At 39.7% G+C, this 15,588-nt stretch carries 13 protein-coding genes; 9 read left to right on the forward strand and 4 right to left on the reverse strand.

Translation table 11 applies throughout. The features are described 5' to 3' along the window. The first annotated feature begins 10 nt into the window (after positions 1-10). Positions 11-1,390 (forward strand): putrescine aminotransferase, encoded by a 1,380-nt coding sequence (locus ABC371_RS10185; RefSeq protein WP_412896702.1) that lies wholly within the window; start codon positions 11-13, stop codon positions 1,388-1,390. 97 nt (positions 1,391-1,487) lie between these two features. On the opposite strand, the gene ABC371_RS10190 is transcribed toward ABC371_RS10185, so the two are convergent. Further along, entirely contained in the window at positions 1,488-2,360 is an 873-nt protein-coding gene (locus tag ABC371_RS10190) for a carbon-nitrogen hydrolase (RefSeq protein WP_412896703.1), read from the reverse strand. 27 nt (positions 2,361-2,387) lie between these two features. Further along, positions 2,388-3,479, reverse strand: coding sequence for an agmatine deiminase (gene aguA / locus ABC371_RS10195; RefSeq protein ID WP_412899321.1), 1,092 nt, complete (start codon positions 3,477-3,479; stop codon positions 2,388-2,390). Positions 3,480-3,769: 290 nt separating this feature from the next. Between aguA and ABC371_RS10200 the strand changes: the two genes are divergently transcribed. Together ABC371_RS10200 and ABC371_RS10205 are read left to right on the forward strand one after the other, a co-directional pair. Further along, the gene (locus ABC371_RS10200) at positions 3,770-4,015 is read left to right on the forward strand and encodes a biotin/lipoyl-containing protein (protein ID WP_242634532.1); all 246 of its coding nucleotides are present in this window, start codon (positions 3,770-3,772) and stop codon (positions 4,013-4,015) included. A 113-nt stretch (positions 4,016-4,128) separates the two neighbouring features. Next, the gene (locus ABC371_RS10205; RefSeq protein ID WP_412896704.1) at positions 4,129-6,264 is read left to right on the forward strand and encodes a sigma 54-interacting transcriptional regulator; all 2,136 of its coding nucleotides are present in this window, start codon (positions 4,129-4,131) and stop codon (positions 6,262-6,264) included. A gap of 55 nt (positions 6,265-6,319) precedes the next feature. Here the strand turns inward: ABC371_RS10205 and ABC371_RS10210 are convergent. Further along, a protein-coding gene (locus ABC371_RS10210) for an IS3 family transposase (RefSeq protein ID WP_412896705.1) occupies positions 6,320-7,485 on the reverse strand; the annotation gives its coding sequence in 2 pieces (ribosomal slippage) (positions 6,320-7,203 and positions 7,203-7,485; 1,167 coding nt in all). Positions 7,486-7,661: 176 nt separating this feature from the next. On the opposite strand from ABC371_RS10210, the gene gabT reads away from it, so the two are divergent. Beyond that, positions 7,662-9,017 (forward strand): 4-aminobutyrate--2-oxoglutarate transaminase, encoded by a 1,356-nt coding sequence (gene gabT / locus ABC371_RS10215; RefSeq protein ID WP_412896706.1) that lies wholly within the window; start codon positions 7,662-7,664, stop codon positions 9,015-9,017. 44 nt (positions 9,018-9,061) lie between these two features. Then, positions 9,062-10,477 carry an NAD-dependent succinate-semialdehyde dehydrogenase gene (locus tag ABC371_RS10220; protein ID WP_412899322.1) on the forward strand — a complete coding sequence of 472 codons (1,416 nt, stop codon included), beginning with the start codon at positions 9,062-9,064 and terminating at the stop codon, positions 10,475-10,477. A 75-nt stretch (positions 10,478-10,552) separates the two neighbouring features. Here the strand turns inward: ABC371_RS10220 and ABC371_RS10225 are convergent, their stop codons facing one another. Continuing rightward, entirely contained in the window at positions 10,553-11,866 is a 1,314-nt protein-coding gene (locus ABC371_RS10225) for an aminotransferase family protein (RefSeq protein WP_412896707.1), read from the reverse strand. Positions 11,867-12,263: 397 nt separating this feature from the next. On the opposite strand from ABC371_RS10225, the gene ABC371_RS10230 reads away from it, so the two are divergent. The 4 genes from ABC371_RS10230 to whiA are packed head-to-tail and all read left to right on the forward strand — an operon-like array spanning position 12,264 to position 15,585. Continuing rightward, positions 12,264-12,722, forward strand: coding sequence for an NUDIX hydrolase (locus ABC371_RS10230; RefSeq protein WP_136378448.1), 459 nt, complete (start codon positions 12,264-12,266; stop codon positions 12,720-12,722). A 19-nt stretch (positions 12,723-12,741) separates the two neighbouring features. Beyond that, positions 12,742-13,632 (forward strand): RNase adapter RapZ, encoded by an 891-nt coding sequence (gene rapZ / locus ABC371_RS10235; protein ID WP_412896708.1) that lies wholly within the window; start codon positions 12,742-12,744, stop codon positions 13,630-13,632. Further along, positions 13,632-14,603, forward strand: coding sequence for a gluconeogenesis factor YvcK family protein (locus ABC371_RS10240; protein ID WP_412896709.1), 972 nt, complete (start codon positions 13,632-13,634; stop codon positions 14,601-14,603). Before rapZ ends, ABC371_RS10240 begins: the two co-directional genes overlap by 1 nt. 40 nt (positions 14,604-14,643) lie before the next feature. Beyond that, a complete protein-coding gene (gene whiA, locus ABC371_RS10245; protein ID WP_412896710.1) occupies positions 14,644-15,585 on the forward strand; it encodes a DNA-binding protein WhiA in 942 nt (313 codons plus the stop codon). Positions 15,586-15,588: the final 3 nt, after the last annotated feature.

Below are 15,588 nucleotides of genomic sequence, written 5' to 3' on the forward strand. Positions count from 1 at the left end.
GAGAGAAAAAATGTCTATAAATACAACGAACAAAGAACTTGAAAAAAAGGATTATACAGGAGTTACCGATTATATCAAAAAAGTATTATCTATCATTGAGAAGGACCAAATTACGAAGGAAGAAGCGGAATGGGTGACACGAGAAACGGTTGATGGTTTTAGGGAAAATGTGAACCCAGGGTTTTTAGACTATCGTAAAACGGTCACAAAGGATAAACAATTTGCTGCTGTTGAATGGTCTGATTCGGGTTCCTGCTTTCAGGATGTAAATGGCAAAGAATATATTGATTGCTTAGGTGGTTTTGGAATCTATAATGTAGGCCACAGAAATCCCAAGGTAGTGAAAGCCGTTACGGACCAACTAAATCGTCAGGCACTTCACAGCCAGGATTTACTTGATCCACTTCGTGCAATGCTTGCAAAAATAGTAGCGGAGATAACACCTGGTGACTTAAAATACTCTTTCTTTGTGAATAGTGGAACGGAAAGTGTTGAAGCGGCACTTAAGTTAGCAAAAATGCATAGTGATAGAACGACTTTCATTGCCACTACAAGAGCATTCCATGGAAAAAGCCTAGGTTCGCTTTCCGCAACCGCAAAGGGAGTCTTCAGGAAACCATTCCTACCCATGATACAGGGCTTCCGCCATGTACCATTTGGTGATATTGAAACGATGAGGAGAACATTTGAGTCATGTGCCCTAGTGGGCGAAGATGTAAATGCTGTGATTCTTGAGCCTATTCAAGGGGAAGGCGGAGTCATTCTTCCACCGGAAGGCTATCTGCAGCAGGTTCGTGAACTTTGCGATGAATTTGGGGCTCTTCTCATTTTTGATGAGGTACAAACAGGGATGGGACGTACAGGTACAATGTTCGCGGCAGAAGGCTATGGAGTTGTTCCTGATATTCTTTGTTTAGCAAAGGCATTCGGTGGAGGTGTAATGCCAGCGGGTGCAGTAGTTGCAAAAGAAGAAGTATTTAAATGCTTATTCCCTAATCCATTCATGCATACAACCACATTTGGTGGAAATCCATTGGCCTGTGCGGCGGCGATTGCTACGATCGATGTTTTGATTGAGGAAAAACTTCCACAGCGCGCAGCCGAGGTCGGAGAATATATGCTCGGAAAGCTACGTGAAGTTGGGAATAAATTCCCTGAATTAGTACTAGAAATTCGTGGTAAAGGATTGTTAATTGGTGTTGAGTTCCATACAGATGAGATTGGCTATGAGGTTTCAAAAGGACTCTTTGATCATGGAGTACTAGTAGCAGGAACCTTAGTTAATTCCAAAACCTTCCGTATTGAGCCACCATTAACGATCAGCATTGAAGAGGTAGACAAAGTCATTGCCACTTTTAAACAGGTATTAGAAACGTTAAATGAAAAATAGTTTGTGCTGCCCTTGGAGATAAATCCTTGGGCATTTTTTATTAAGGGACATAAGAACCCGATAAGGTATTTGCGCCTTATCGGGTTTGGTCCTGCCATCATTTCAACACCTTCTTTAATAATTCACCATAGCTGTCAGGTCTTCGATCCCGATGGAATTGAAGAATATTTCGGGCCTTGGTGATTTCATGTAAATCAATTTCGGACATGATAATTTCATCCCCCTTTGTTTCCGCTTCTTTTAAAACAGTGCCCCAGGGATTGCTAATAAAACTTCGTCCGTAGAAATCCATCTGCCCTTCGTTGCTAAATTCACGACCCACCCGATTCACAGCAGCTATGAAAATATTATTGTGAATACCATGGGCTCGAATCACATCCATCCAAGTTTGAGACGTATCGAGCTCAGGATTATCTGGCTCAGAACCAATTGCTGAAGGATAGAAAATAATATCTGCTCCTTTTAACGCTAGGATACGTGAAGGCTCAGGAAACCATTCGTCCCAACAGATGAGAACACCGATCGTTCCGTATTTTGTTTCAAAAACGGGATAACCAGAATCCCCTTCTGTGAAATAGTATTTCTCAATATATTGAGGACCTTCCGGGATATGATGTTTTCGGTATTTTCCTAGATTTGTTCCATCTGCATCAAAAACAACGACTGTATTAAAATAAAGACCATCCATTACATACTCGTACAAAGAAGTAATCAGGACGACTTCAAGTTCTTTTGCTAGGTCTTGCATTTGATTGCTTACCGGACCTGGAATAGGTTCTGCCCATCCATATTTATTAACATCAATTGTTTGTGGGAAATAAGTGCCTGTAAAAAGCTCTTGTGTACAAATGACCTGAGCCCCCTGCTTTGCAGCTTTTCGGATCATTGCGATTGTTTTTTCTAAATTAGCGTTCCGATCATCCGAACAGCTATGCTGTATCAATGCGATATTCATTTTACCTCGCTTCATGTATACACTTCCTTTCATTATTTCGTACTAGATTGGTATTTGCTGAGTAATACAATGAATATTTCCGCCGCCTAGCGCAATTTCTCTCGTATTGACTTGAACCACTTTTCGATCAGGAAAAAGTTTTTCAAATTGACGTAGGGCGATTGAATCATATGGATCCCCAAACCCTGGGATTATAACACCGCCATTGCATAAATAACTATTTACATACGTGCAGGCAAGTTTCGTTCCTGGCTTCCGACCATAGCTGTGTCGTGCGATGTCAATTCCCTCACTTTCCTTGTCTGTTATTTCAATTTGAGTAGGGATTTGAACTTTAGAGATCTTTAACTTTCTTCCTTTTGAATCTTTGGCCTCTTTTAGTTGGTTATAACATTCAGATAAAATGTCGTATTGTGGATCGGATTTATCATCCGTCCAACTCATTGCAACTTCACCCGGGCGTACGAAAAAAACCACTTCATCGACATGTCCATCCGTTTCATCAAAAAGCATCCCGTTTTTAAGCCAAATAATCGTATCCACATGCAAATATTCTTTTAAGCGATGTTCAATTTCTTCTTTGGATAAATGAGGATTTCGATTTTTATTTAATAGGCATTGTTCAGTTGTTATAAGAGTGCCTTCCCCGTCAACAGTAATCGAGCCACCCTCGAGGATAAAATCCTGCGCATCATAGCGACTAAATCGGTCAATTTCCAACACCTTTTGTTTGACTAAGTTGTCTAAGTTCCACGGGAAATAAAGACCGTGTTCAAGCCCACCCCATGCATTAAATCCCCAATCAATTCCACGGATTTCACCTTGAGCATTTTTTACATAGGTTGGTCCGATATCCCTCATCCAAGCATCATTTGAGGAAATCTCAACAACACGGATAGAGCCTGGAAGTATTTCTCGTACATGCTCATATTGATTTGCAGAAACACCTATTGTGACAGGCTCAAATTTCGAAATCGCCATTGCAACCTCGGCAAATGCTTTTTGAGCGGGCTTGGCTCCTAATCTCCAGGTGTCCGTTCTCTCAGGCCAGAGCATCCATGTTCCCAGATGGGGTTCAAATTCTCCAGGCATTCTATAGCCATCCCGGCGAGGAGTGCTTGTTAATTTTTCCACCATTCTATTTCCTCCAGTAATCGTTTGGTTGCTTGTTTTTTTCAAAGAATCTCCTCCATTCGAAGTCGTCATTAAATGTGATGCAAAAATCATACCAATTTGTCTCATTCAAGAAGATGAAAGAAAAAAGAAGAAGCTATGAAGGAATGAATAACCTATGCATAAATGAATAATCACTCTATTTATTGAGTGTGGAATGGTTACAAGTAAACATGTAAAGCAACCTTCGATTTGGCACATTATTTGCAACATCATTACTAATTACACCATTGAAAAGAGGAGGTGAATAAGTGGAGCATGACGAAATCATTACTAGCCCCTACCATGGAATTATTAAAGAGATTGTCATAAAAGAAAATTCCAAAATAGATGAGGGAGAGCCCTTGTTTATTATCCAAACTTTGACTGGTGAGAATAAGGCTATCAAGGTTGGTATTAGAGGGAGTGTTCAATCAATCGAGGTACAAATAGGGGATGAAGTAATACCAGGAATGGTACTCACTTATGTAAAAGATGAGTCATTTATCATTGAGTAGCAATCATTTTGAGAAGATCATGTCTTCTCTCTTTTTTTATTTTTAGATTTGTTTAAAAATTCTATATAATCAGTGATATAATAAACTATATGGAAAAAGGGGGATAGTCGTTCATGTTTTCAGTTGATCCAAAAAATATTAAACCTTTAGTTGTAATTGACATCGAATCACTTGAAAGAGATCATGATGCGTTTCGTATTGGCAAAACTCAAGAACCCTACCTTTTTATTAAAAAGAATCAAAGAATAATCGGGTATATCCCTATGAAAATATTTTCAAGGGATGGGGGAGAGGAGATGGAAGTCACAGAAGAAAAGATTATGAAGCAACTAATTCCTATCGAGAAAATCTCGCAATTAAGTAAAAAAATTTCCCTACCTATCGTCTTCCAAATTATTGGTGAGCCCTTTGCTTTGGTAAGGGACGATGCCGGAGAAATTAATGGATACATACCGAGAGAAGAACTATTAGCTGAAATGTTCCGTCAAGGGAACCAGAATATTGATTTATTGAAGGTTATATTAACCTCGATTCCAATGGGGATATTTGTTGTGGATCGTGAGAGGAATATCGTATCCTACAATGAATCAGCTTTAGAAATGATAAAAATGTCTCCAGAACATGTACTACATACACCCGCAGAGAAAATCTTCGCAAAAGAACACATCAATAGCGTATTTCAAACAGGATCCACAGTTTTAAATCAGCTTCACATCACATCATCTATGAGTGTTTTAGTTGATTACAGCCCAATCTATACTCCTGAAAAACAGGTTGATGGAATGGTCATCATCGTACAAGACCTTCCAATGGTTGAAGAAATGGCGAATGAAATTGAATATATTAAGGATTTAAATCATGATATGCAAGCAATCCTTTCTAGTGTTTATGACGAAATTCTAGTAGTGAATGCGAAGGGAGAATTGATTCGTTTTAGTGATACAGAAATCTCACAGTTTTGGGGTGTTGAATTAAAAAGCCTGCTAGGAAAAAACATTATTGAACTTGAACAAAAAGGTTTATTTACCCCCTCGGTTACGAGATTGGTCCTAGAACAAAAGAAAAAAGTTTCTGTCGTTCAAGAGACGAAAGCTGGAAAAAGGATTCTTGCCGTTGGAAAGCCGGTATTTAATGAAAACGGGGATCTTATTCGAATTATAATTGCCTCCCGTGATATTACAGAAACGACAAAATTGAAGAACGAACTTCGCCATATGAAGGAAATTTCAGACCAGTATAAGCGTGAACTAGATGATATGAAAACAAAGGATTTATTTTATAAAAAGCTCATTTATTGTAGTCCGAAAATGGAAGAAATCATGACACAGGTAAAAAAGATTGCCGATTTTTCCTCAACCGTCTTGATAAACGGAGAATCAGGTGTTGGGAAAGAGGTGATTGCTCAAGCGATTCACCAGCTAGGAAGACGTTCGAAAAAACCTTTTCTTAAGCTGAATTGTGGAGCTATCCCAGAGAACCTGCTCGAGAGCGAGTTGTTTGGCTATAGTAAGGGCGCGTTTACTGGGGCAGACAAAAATGGAAAGGAAGGCTATTTTAAACAAGCGGATGGTGGAGTCTTATTTCTTGATGAAATTGGTGAAATGCCATTGCATCTACAAGTGAAACTACTAAGGGTACTTCAAGAGCAAGAGGTGATTCCAATTGGAAGCACGAAACCCGTTAAAGTAGATGTTCAAATTGTTGCAGCTACCAATAAAAATCTTGAAAAAATGGTGGAGAAACGCGAATTTCGGGAGGATTTATTTTATCGGTTAAATGTGATACCAATCCATATTCCGCCATTGAGAGAAAGACCAGAGGATATACCGTTACTTGCCTTTCACTTTGTCCAACAAATGAATGAGCGATATGATAAGAACTATCATTTAACTCCTGATGCTCTAAATCTATTAGAGGTCCATTCATGGCCAGGAAATATTCGAGAACTTCAAAATATGATTGAGCGGCTTGTTGTATCAGCCGATGATGAAGCCATCGATGCTGAGTTTGTGAATCGATTCCTTGTTCTTGGGAAAGATGTGAAAAGTTCAAAGCCGATCGTAACAAAAATCCTACCACTTCAAGAAGCAATAGAATCGGTTGAGGAACAGCTAATATTACTAGCCATAAAACAATACAAAACGACAACGAAAGCTGCAAAAGTGCTAGGAATAAGTCAATCCTCTGTTAGTAGAAAATATCAAAAAATAGTAGCTGAGCAGCATGGCAATGTAGAAAATGTGTACTAAGAAAAAAACGATTGGTTTGAACTGACCTAGTGATTTGAGACAACAGAAAAAACACCTAAGCTACCTGTTTCCTATATTCAATTGGGGACAGGTAGTTTAATTTTGCCTGAAGTCGGATTTGATTGTAATAATAGATGAAATTCTCTACTTTTTCCACTACAATAGGATTTGTAAGGTACTCTCGTGGCTGAGAGTAGAATTCTTCCGACTTTAATGTGGAATGGAAGGATTCAATGACGGCGTTATCCAAGCAGTTGCCTTTCCGAGACATGCTTGTGATAATGCCTTTTTCTTTGGCTAAATTCTGAAATGCATAGGACGTATACTGTGCCCCTTGATCACTATGTAGTATTACTCCTTCTACGTTCTGATTCTTAACAGCGTCTCTTAAAGTGTCTAGTACAAGGGTTACATCTTGGTTCAAACTAATTCGGTAAGCAATTATCTCATTGTTGTAAAGGTCCATGATGCTCGAAAGGTACATCATTGATTGTCCAAATGGAAGATATGTTATATCTGTCACCCATTTTTCATTCGGCTTAGATGCTTTAAAATCACGCTCCAAACGATTAGGAACAACTATGTTGCTTTCACCTGCAAACTTTACTTTTCTCTTTGGTTTTACTCTACATTGGAGATTATATTTCTGCATTATTCTTTGTACAGTATTTCGGTTAACTTTTACATTATAATCTTTTTTAAGCCAAGCTTTAACAGTTCGATATCCAACTCGAAACTTATGATTATTACAAATTTCTATGATTTGAAGATCTAATTCTCTGATTTTACGGGCTCCTTGTTTTTTCCAGCGGTAATAGGTGGCACGTGGAACGCCTATATAATCACAAATGGTAGAAATGGTATATTTACTTTTTAATTCCTCCACAAGTTCTAAAACAACCTCTGGTACCAACTCCTTTCGATCTCCTTGTACTTTTTTAAAATTTCGAGGTGAATCTGCAAATGCTGGTTTTCTCTTCTTAGCTGCTCCATTTCGGTTAATTCCTCTGGGCCTTTCCCAAAGCTATACTGTTTGCCGATTGGTTGTGAAAAGCGATACATTTCCCCTTTTCTGTACCACATCATCCATATCCTTATCTGAGAGTCATTTACAATACCCAATTCCTCCATAATTTCACGATTCGAATATTGTCCTGACATTTTCATTTCAATTGCTTTCATTTTTGTCTCATATGAGTAAAAATTCTTAGTTCTCCCCATAAGAAAAACACCTCCTACATGTCATATTTATAAATACGACTTGAGGGGTGTTTTTTCCTTTGTCTCATTTAATTAGGTCTCTCCAGTTCTTATATGGAATCAATCGTTTTTTCTTTAATTATTGGCATAGTTTTTGCATTAATTAAAACTACATAGACCAGAAAGGATGATGTAGGATGGGTTATGCTTCAATTAAAACAAGTATACCTGGAAATAGATCAAGAGAATTATTAAAACGAAGACAGCAAGCTGTTCCAAAGGGAGTTAGCTTTGGAGCACCACTTTTTGCCCAGTCGGCAGAAGGATCCCTAATTCAGGACGTCGATGGAAACACTTTTATTGATTTCGTTGGCGCGATTGGAACGATTAATGTGGGGCATTGCCATCCAAAAGTGAAGCAGGCTCTTCATGAACAGGTCGATCAATTTATTCATACTGGATTTAATATAATGATGTATGAGGCATATATTGAACTTGCTGAGAGGCTTGCTTGTATTGCTCCTGGAAAACATGATAAAAAAGTGCTGTTTCAAAATAGTGGTGCAGAAGCCGTCGAAAATGCCGTTAAGATTGCTAGGAAATATACGAAAAGACAGGGGATTGTTTCGTTTTCAAAGGGCTTCCATGGTAGAACTTTATTAACGATGACAATGACGAGCAAGGTAAAGCCTTATAAATATGAATTTGGTCCGTTTGCGCCAGAGGTTTATAAAGCACCATATCCATACCATTTTCGTCGACCGCAAGGATTAACGATTGAACAGTATGAGGAATATATGATAGAGGAATTCCGAAACTTCCTTATAACCGAAGTAGCCCCAGAAACAATTGCCGCGGTAGTCATGGAGCCAGTCCAGGGGGAAGGTGGCTTTATCATACCTGGTAAACGTTTCGTTCAAGGAGTCTATGAAGCTTGCAAAGAATACGGAATTCTTTTTATAGCAGATGAAATACAAACAGGATTTGCGAGGACGGGACGCTATTTTGCGATCGAACATTTTGATGTCGTTCCTGACATTATCACGGTTTCGAAATCAATGGGGGCGGGCGTCCCAATTAGCGGGGTAATTGGCCGCAAGGAAATTATGGATCAATCAGAGCCGGGTGAGTTAGGGGGTACCTATAGTGGAAGTCCGCTTGGATGTAGTGCAGCCTTAGCCGTTCTTGATATTATTGAAGAAGAACAACTTAATGAAAAAGCGCAAAAAATCGGATTTAGGGTTATGGAAAAGTTTGAACAGTTGTATGATAAATATGAGTGTATCGGTGATATACGTGGACTTGGTGCAATGTGCGCCATGGAGATCGTCGAAGACCGCCTCACAAAAACTCCATCTAAGAAACTAACAAATGAAATTATTCAGGAAGCAAATAAACGTGGGCTCCTATTATTAAGTGCAGGTGTCTATGGAAATGTCATTCGCCTTCTGATGCCAATTGTTATCACCGACGAACAGCTGGATGAAGGACTGGAGATTTTAGAACAATCCATTGAAGTAATTGAACAACGCAGACATGTTTTTACGAATTAACATGGGAGATTAAAAGGGAGGTAGTGTAGATGCCAACACATTTTATGTACATTAATGGGGAACAGGTAGAAAGTGACATGAAGGATGTCATTGAAGTTATCAATCCTGCAACTAATAAGGTAATCGCTTCCGTTCCAAAGGGAGGAAAACCTGAAGCAAGGAGAGCAGTAGATGCCGCATATGCTGCTTTTAAAGAATGGTCTAAAAAAACTGCTGGGGAACGTGGACAGTTACTGATGAATTGGTTCCATTTAATTGACGAACATAAAGAAGAGCTAGGTCGATTAATGACAGAAGAGCAAGGAAAACCATTAAAGGAAGCGGTTGGTGAAATTGCTTATGCAAACAGCTTTATTTCCTGGTATGCGGAAGAGGGAAAAAGAATCTACGGGGAAACAATTCCATCATCCCATCCTAATAAACGAATTTTAGTACACAAACAACCAGTAGGAGTTATTGCGGCAATCACTCCTTGGAATTTTCCGGCCGCCATGATTACTCGGAAAGTTGCACCAGCACTTGCTGCAGGTTGTACAGCTGTCGTAAAGCCGGCTTCGCAAACCCCACTTACGGCAATAAGACTGGCTGAACTTGCCGGAGAGGCAGGTATTCCTCATGGTGTTGTTAATGTCGTTACTGGAAATGCACGTGCAATTGGTGATGCTTGGTTAGAGGATGAACGTGTTCGAAAAATTACATTTACAGGTTCAACTGAGATCGGAAAGGTGCTAATGAAGGGGGCTGCTGATACAGTCAAGAAAATTTCCCTTGAGCTTGGTGGGCATGCTCCTTTTATTATTATGGATGATGCAGACCTTAATAAAGCAGTTGAAGGTGTAATTGGATCAAAATTTAGAAATGCAGGTCAAACCTGCATTTGTACAAATCGGATATATGTCCATGAGTCTCTTGTAGATGCTTTTCAGGAAGAATTCCAAAAAGCTGTTGCCGAACTCAAGGTGGGGAACGGTCTTGAGGAAGGTGTGGATATTGGCCCTTTAATTGATGAAGCAGCACTAGAGAAGGTAACAGAACATATTGAGGATGCCGTTTCGAAAGGAGCAACTATCCTTCATGGAGGAAAAAGAATTTACGATAATGATGGTTATTACTATGAGCCGACTGTTCTAGCAAATGTGTCGGATGAAATGATTTGCATGCAAGAGGAGACATTTGGTCCGTTAGCGCCTGTCACCACCTTCAAAACGGAAGAAGAGGCCATTGAACGTGCGAACAACTCACCATATGGATTAGCCGCTTATGTCTTTACTGAAAATATTGGGAAGGCTATACGCATAAGTGAGCAGCTCGAATATGGAATTGTTGGTTTAAATGATGGGCTGCCTTCAGTAGCTCAAGCCCCATTTGGTGGCTTTAAAGAAAGTGGACTTGGAAGAGAAGGCGGACACTTTGGAATTGATGAATATATTGAAGTCAAATACATTTCAATAGCATTTTAACTTTATCAAAAAACTGCCCATTCAATGTAGAATTGGCAGTTTTTTTGAGTAAATGATCTGGTTGAATTTGCTGAATCAGACACTTCGTTCAACCCTAAAAATCGCGTGATGCAGCATTTCAATTAAAAGGTCTACTTCGTCTTTATTTATGCACAGTGGAGGTGCAAAGACGAGGGTATCCATCCCATCAAATACGACAGATCTGCAGATAAGCCCTATTTTAGCAGCCTCATTTACAATTCTTGGGGCTAGTGGTCCTTTTACATGCTGTGGCGTATTGATTTCAATTGCGCCCATGAGTCCTAACGCACGAACATGACTGACAAGACTTGATTCGCTTTGGATCCAAGAAAAACCATCGAGCATTTTAGCTCCCATTTTTGCGGAATTTTCTATTAACCCCTCATTTTCAATGATTTCAATGTTCTTCAGCGCAACCGCGCATGCCATCGGATGGCCACTGTACGTATAGCCATGCAAAAGTGTTCCAGTAGAAAGCTTTTTGAAGTCTTCAAAAATCGCTTCAGATAAGACGACACCACCTAATTGTGCATATCCGCTTGTTATCCCTTTAGCAAAGCACATCATGTCTGGCGCTACCCCATAATGATCGACACCGAAATATTTACCAGTACGTCCAAATCCGGTTATCACTTCATCTGTTATCCATAAAATACTATATTCATCGCAAATGTCTCGAACCTCTTTAAAATAGCCATTAGGTGCGATATGGACACCACCTGCACCTTGAACTGGCTCTGCTACAAATGCCGCAATTGTTTCCGGTCCCTCTGTTTCAATGGTTCTTCGCAAATCCTCAGCTGACAAATTATCCGTATAATAAAAATCTGGGGCTAATGAATTGGTAAAATCTCTAAACGGCTTCAAACCTGTGGCACTGGTCGAGCCCATGGCAACCCCATGGTAAGACCTTTTACGAGAAATGATTTTCTTTTTCTCTGGCATTCCACGTAATATCCAATAATGGCGTGCTAATTTATATGCCGTATCATTTGCTTCCGAGCCACCTGAGGTAAAGAAAGTGGTTGATAAGTTTCCTGGTGAAATGTCCGCAAGCTTTGCTGCTAACCGTATGGCGGGTTCATTACTAAACGTCGCAAAGCAAGAACTAAAGGCGAGTTTGTTCATTTGTTCTTGAGCCGCATGTCCCAATTCCTTCCGTCCATGGCCGATATTGACATTCCATAAAGAGGACATGCCATCAAGCACCCGTTTCCCATTCACATCCTCAAGGAAGACACCTTCTCCTTTTGTAAAAATAAACGCTGGACCAAAATCCTGCTGTTGCTGAATCGGTGAGGTTGGATGTAAAAAATGTTTCTGGTCAAGTTCCACCAATTCTTGGCGTACCATCAATTTTTCGTTCATTCACATTCCTCCTTCGTTCACTAAGGCGCAGAGTAGCATATGTATTGAAATATATGCGTAAGGTTCAAGCATTTGAACTATGAATATGGAATAGAACTGATTGTTTTCGCGTGAATATTTCTTTTTGTAAAGGACAACCTTGAATTCGTAATTATGTTTTAACTCTCCTGTAACACGGATGAAATATATTTTGAGTATGATAATAGTAGTAATTGACCCCCTTTTTATAAAATAGATTTATTTTGGGCACAGGTTCATCCCTGTGCCCCCTTTTTTTGTCTAAAACAATATACAAATCTTGTTCGTTGTGAGTACCTGTTAGAAATAGTATAATAATAACCATAAGATTGCTTACAAACGGTCTGCCCTATACGGGACCGACTTGGGGTGAAAGAGAGTGCAAAGAGTAACAAATTGCGTAGTACGCAAAGATAATAAAGTATTGCTATTGCAAAAGCCACGCCGCGGATGGTGGGTTGCTCCTGGAGGAAAGATGGAGCCAGGTGAATCAGTTCGTGATTCCTGTATCCGAGAATACCGTGAGGAAACAGGATTATATCTTAAAAATCCAGATATTAAAGGGATTTTTACATTTATCATTAAAGAAGGCGATAAGGTAACCTCTGAATGGATGATGTTTTCTTTTTTAGCCAATGATTTTGAAGGCGAAAATGTCGATGAATCCGAAGAAGGTATCCTGAAATGGCAGGATATAAAGGACATCCCTAATTTGCCGATGGCCCCTGGCGATTATCATATTTTGGATTACGTACTTAAAGGTTCTGGGGTTATTTATGGAACATTTACATATACACCAGATTTTGAATTACTTTCATACAGATTAGATCCTAGTTAGATACGGGGGAGGCAAAACGATGAGTGTTGGTTCAACAAGTGAAATACAATTAGTGATCATAACGGGAATGTCAGGTGCAGGTAAAACAGTCGCGATTCAAAGCTTTGAGGATTTAGGGTATTTTTGTGTAGATAACCTCCCTCCAACTTTACTTCCAAAATTTCTTGAGTTGATGAAGGAATCTGGAGGGAAAATGGATAAAGTTGCGCTTGTCATGGACTTACGTGGTCGCGAATTTTTCGATAGCTTATTTGCATCCCTTGACGATCTTTCAGAGGTTTCATGGATTGCGCCGCAAATTTTATTTTTAGATGCAAAGGATGCAACGCTTGTTACACGTTATAAGGAAACAAGGCGTTCCCATCCACTTGCTCCAACTGGTTCGCCACTCGAAGGCATTCAGGCGGAAAGGGAAATCCTAGAGGAGATGAAGGGAAGAGCTCAGTATATTTATGATACTTCAGAATTAAAACCGAGGGAACTGCGGGAAAAAATCTTAAAGCAGTTCGCATCACAATCAAGACCTACCTTTTCGGTCAACGTGATGTCATTTGGCTTTAAATATGGTATTCCGATCGATGCTGACCTAGTGTTTGATGTGCGTTTTCTCCCGAATCCTCATTACATCGAGGCGATGAGACCAAAGACTGGGCTTGATGATGATGTATCAAGCTATGTTCTAAAATGGACGGAAACCCAGAAGTTTATCGAAAAAGTAACTGATCTACTTGCATTTATGCTCCCACAATACAAGCGGGAAGGAAAAAGCCAGCTAGTGATTGCAATTGGGTGTACGGGCGGGCAGCACCGTTCGGTTACTCTTGCCGAATATATCGCAAAACATTTCAAGGATGACTATCAAACTCATGTTTCTCACCGCGATATTGAGAGGAGAAAGGAAAGAAAGTAATGACCAATCCAAAACAGCCTAAGATTGTCATCATTGGTGGAGGTACTGGCCTTTCCGTACTTTTACGAGGGTTAAAATATCAGCCAGTTGATATTACAGCCATTGTAACGGTAGCGGATGATGGGGGATCCTCTGGTCGTCTTCGCGATGAGATGGATATTCCACCACCTGGTGATATTCGAAATGTATTAGCTGCCTTATCAGATGTGGAGCCCTTGATTGAGGATTTGTTCCAGCATCGTTTTGCAGGTGGAAATGGCTTATCTGGTCATTCACTTGGAAACTTGATCCTTGCGGCAATGACAACGATAACTGGTGATTTTGTTCACGCAGTAACTGAAATGAGTAAAGTCCTAAAAGTAAGAGGAAAAGTGCTCCCAGCAGCGAATAAAAGTGTCGTTTTAAATGCTGAAATGGAAGACGGTACTATTGTTACAGGCGAGTCAAAAATTCCATACTCCGGTAAAAAGATCAAACGTGTCTTTTTAACACCGGATGATGTGGAGCCACTAAACGAATCGATTGAAAAGATTCGTCAGGCTGATATGATTGTCATTGGGCCTGGCAGCCTTTATACAAGTATATTACCAAATTTGCTTGTACCCAAAATTGGCGATGAGGTCGTGAAAGCAAAGGCAAAAAAGGTCTATATTTGTAATGTGATGACACAAGCAGGGGAAACCTTGAACTATACAGCGAGCGACCACGTTCAAGCCTTAATTGATCATATGGGCTTAAGGTTTATTGATACCATTTTGGTCAATGATGGTGATATCCCAGAGCGCATCAAAGAAAAGTATGCAAAAGAACTAGCGAAGCCTGTTGTGTATGACGTAGAAAGACTTTCTACTTTAGGTCTATCCATCATTAATGATAAAATAATTTCATATGATAACGATGTGATTAGACATGATACAACAAAAGTAGCAAATCTTTTATATAATATGGTTGCAGAAAATAAAAATGGGTGATTGAAACAATCACCCTCATGATAAAAGGAGGGTGGAACCTGTGTCATTTGCATCAGAGACGAAAAAAGAACTGACAAACCTAGACATCAAAGATTGCTGCGCAAAAGCTGAGCTTTCCGCTTTGATTCGAATGAATGGCGCACTTTCCTTCTCCAATCAAAAAGTAGTGGTGGATATCCAAACGGAAAACGCCGCTATTGCGAGAAGAATTTATACATTGCTTAAAAAATGCTATAATGTGGGTGTTGAGCTCCTCGTTCGAAAAAAAATGAGACTCAAGAAAAACAATGTATATATTGTTCGGCTTATTGAGGACGCAAAGGATATTTTAGAAGACTTAAAGATTTTTGAAGGTTTTTCCTTGCAACAAGAAATCTCTCCGGCACTTGTTGCGAAAAAATGCTGCAAACGCTCCTATTTACGTGGAGCTTTTTTAGCAGGGGGCTCAGTTAATAATCCTGAAACATCCTCGTACCATCTTGAGATTTTTTCATTATATAAAGATCATAATGATTCTCTTTGTGAATTAATGAACGTTTTTGATCTCAACGCCAAAACATTAGAACGTAAAAAAGGTTTTATTACGTACTTAAAAGAAGCGGAAAAAATCACAGAATTCCTCAATGTCATTGGCGCCCACCAAGCATTGCTTCGATTTGAGGACGTACGCATTGTTCGCGATATGCGAAATTCAGTGAACCGCCTTGTGAACTGTGAAACGGCAAACTTAAATAAGACAATCGGCGCTTCCATTCGTCAAGTAGAAAATATCCGCTATATTGATGAAACAGTCGGTCTTGGCATTTTACCAGATAAGTTAAGAGAAATTGCTGAGCTCCGAGTCGCCTACCAGGATGTCACTCTAAAGGAGTTAGGTGAAATGGTAACATCCGGAAAGATAAGCAAATCCGGGATTAACCACCGACTTCGAAAAATTGATGAAATTGCCGACAAGCTCCGTGCAGGCCAATCTATCAAGTGAGGG

It is taken from the genome of Bacillus jepli, assembly GCF_047238305.1.
Lineage (GTDB): Bacteria > Bacillota > Bacilli > Bacillales > Bacillaceae_L > Ferdinandcohnia.

Excerpts from the sequence above, each read along its gene's own strand:
- ABC371_RS10220 (WP_412899322.1), top strand. The coding sequence starts at position 9,062 with ATGTACATTAATGGGGAACAGGTAGAAAGTGACATGAAGGATGTCATT.
- ABC371_RS10225 (WP_412896707.1), bottom strand. The coding sequence starts at position 11,866 with ATGAACGAAAAATTGATGGTACGCCAAGAATTGGTGGAACTTGACCAG.
- ABC371_RS10205 (WP_412896704.1), top strand. The coding sequence starts at position 4,129 with ATGTTTTCAGTTGATCCAAAAAATATTAAACCTTTAGTTGTAATTGAC.
- gabT (WP_412896706.1), top strand. The coding sequence starts at position 7,662 with ATGGGTTATGCTTCAATTAAAACAAGTATACCTGGAAATAGATCAAGA.
- rapZ (WP_412896708.1), top strand. The coding sequence starts at position 12,742 with ATGAGTGTTGGTTCAACAAGTGAAATACAATTAGTGATCATAACGGGA.
- ABC371_RS10185 (WP_412896702.1), top strand. The coding sequence starts at position 11 with ATGTCTATAAATACAACGAACAAAGAACTTGAAAAAAAGGATTATACA.
- ABC371_RS10240 (WP_412896709.1), top strand. The coding sequence starts at position 13,632 with ATGACCAATCCAAAACAGCCTAAGATTGTCATCATTGGTGGAGGTACT.
- ABC371_RS10190 (WP_412896703.1), bottom strand. The coding sequence starts at position 2,360 with ATGAAGCGAGGTAAAATGAATATCGCATTGATACAGCATAGCTGTTCG.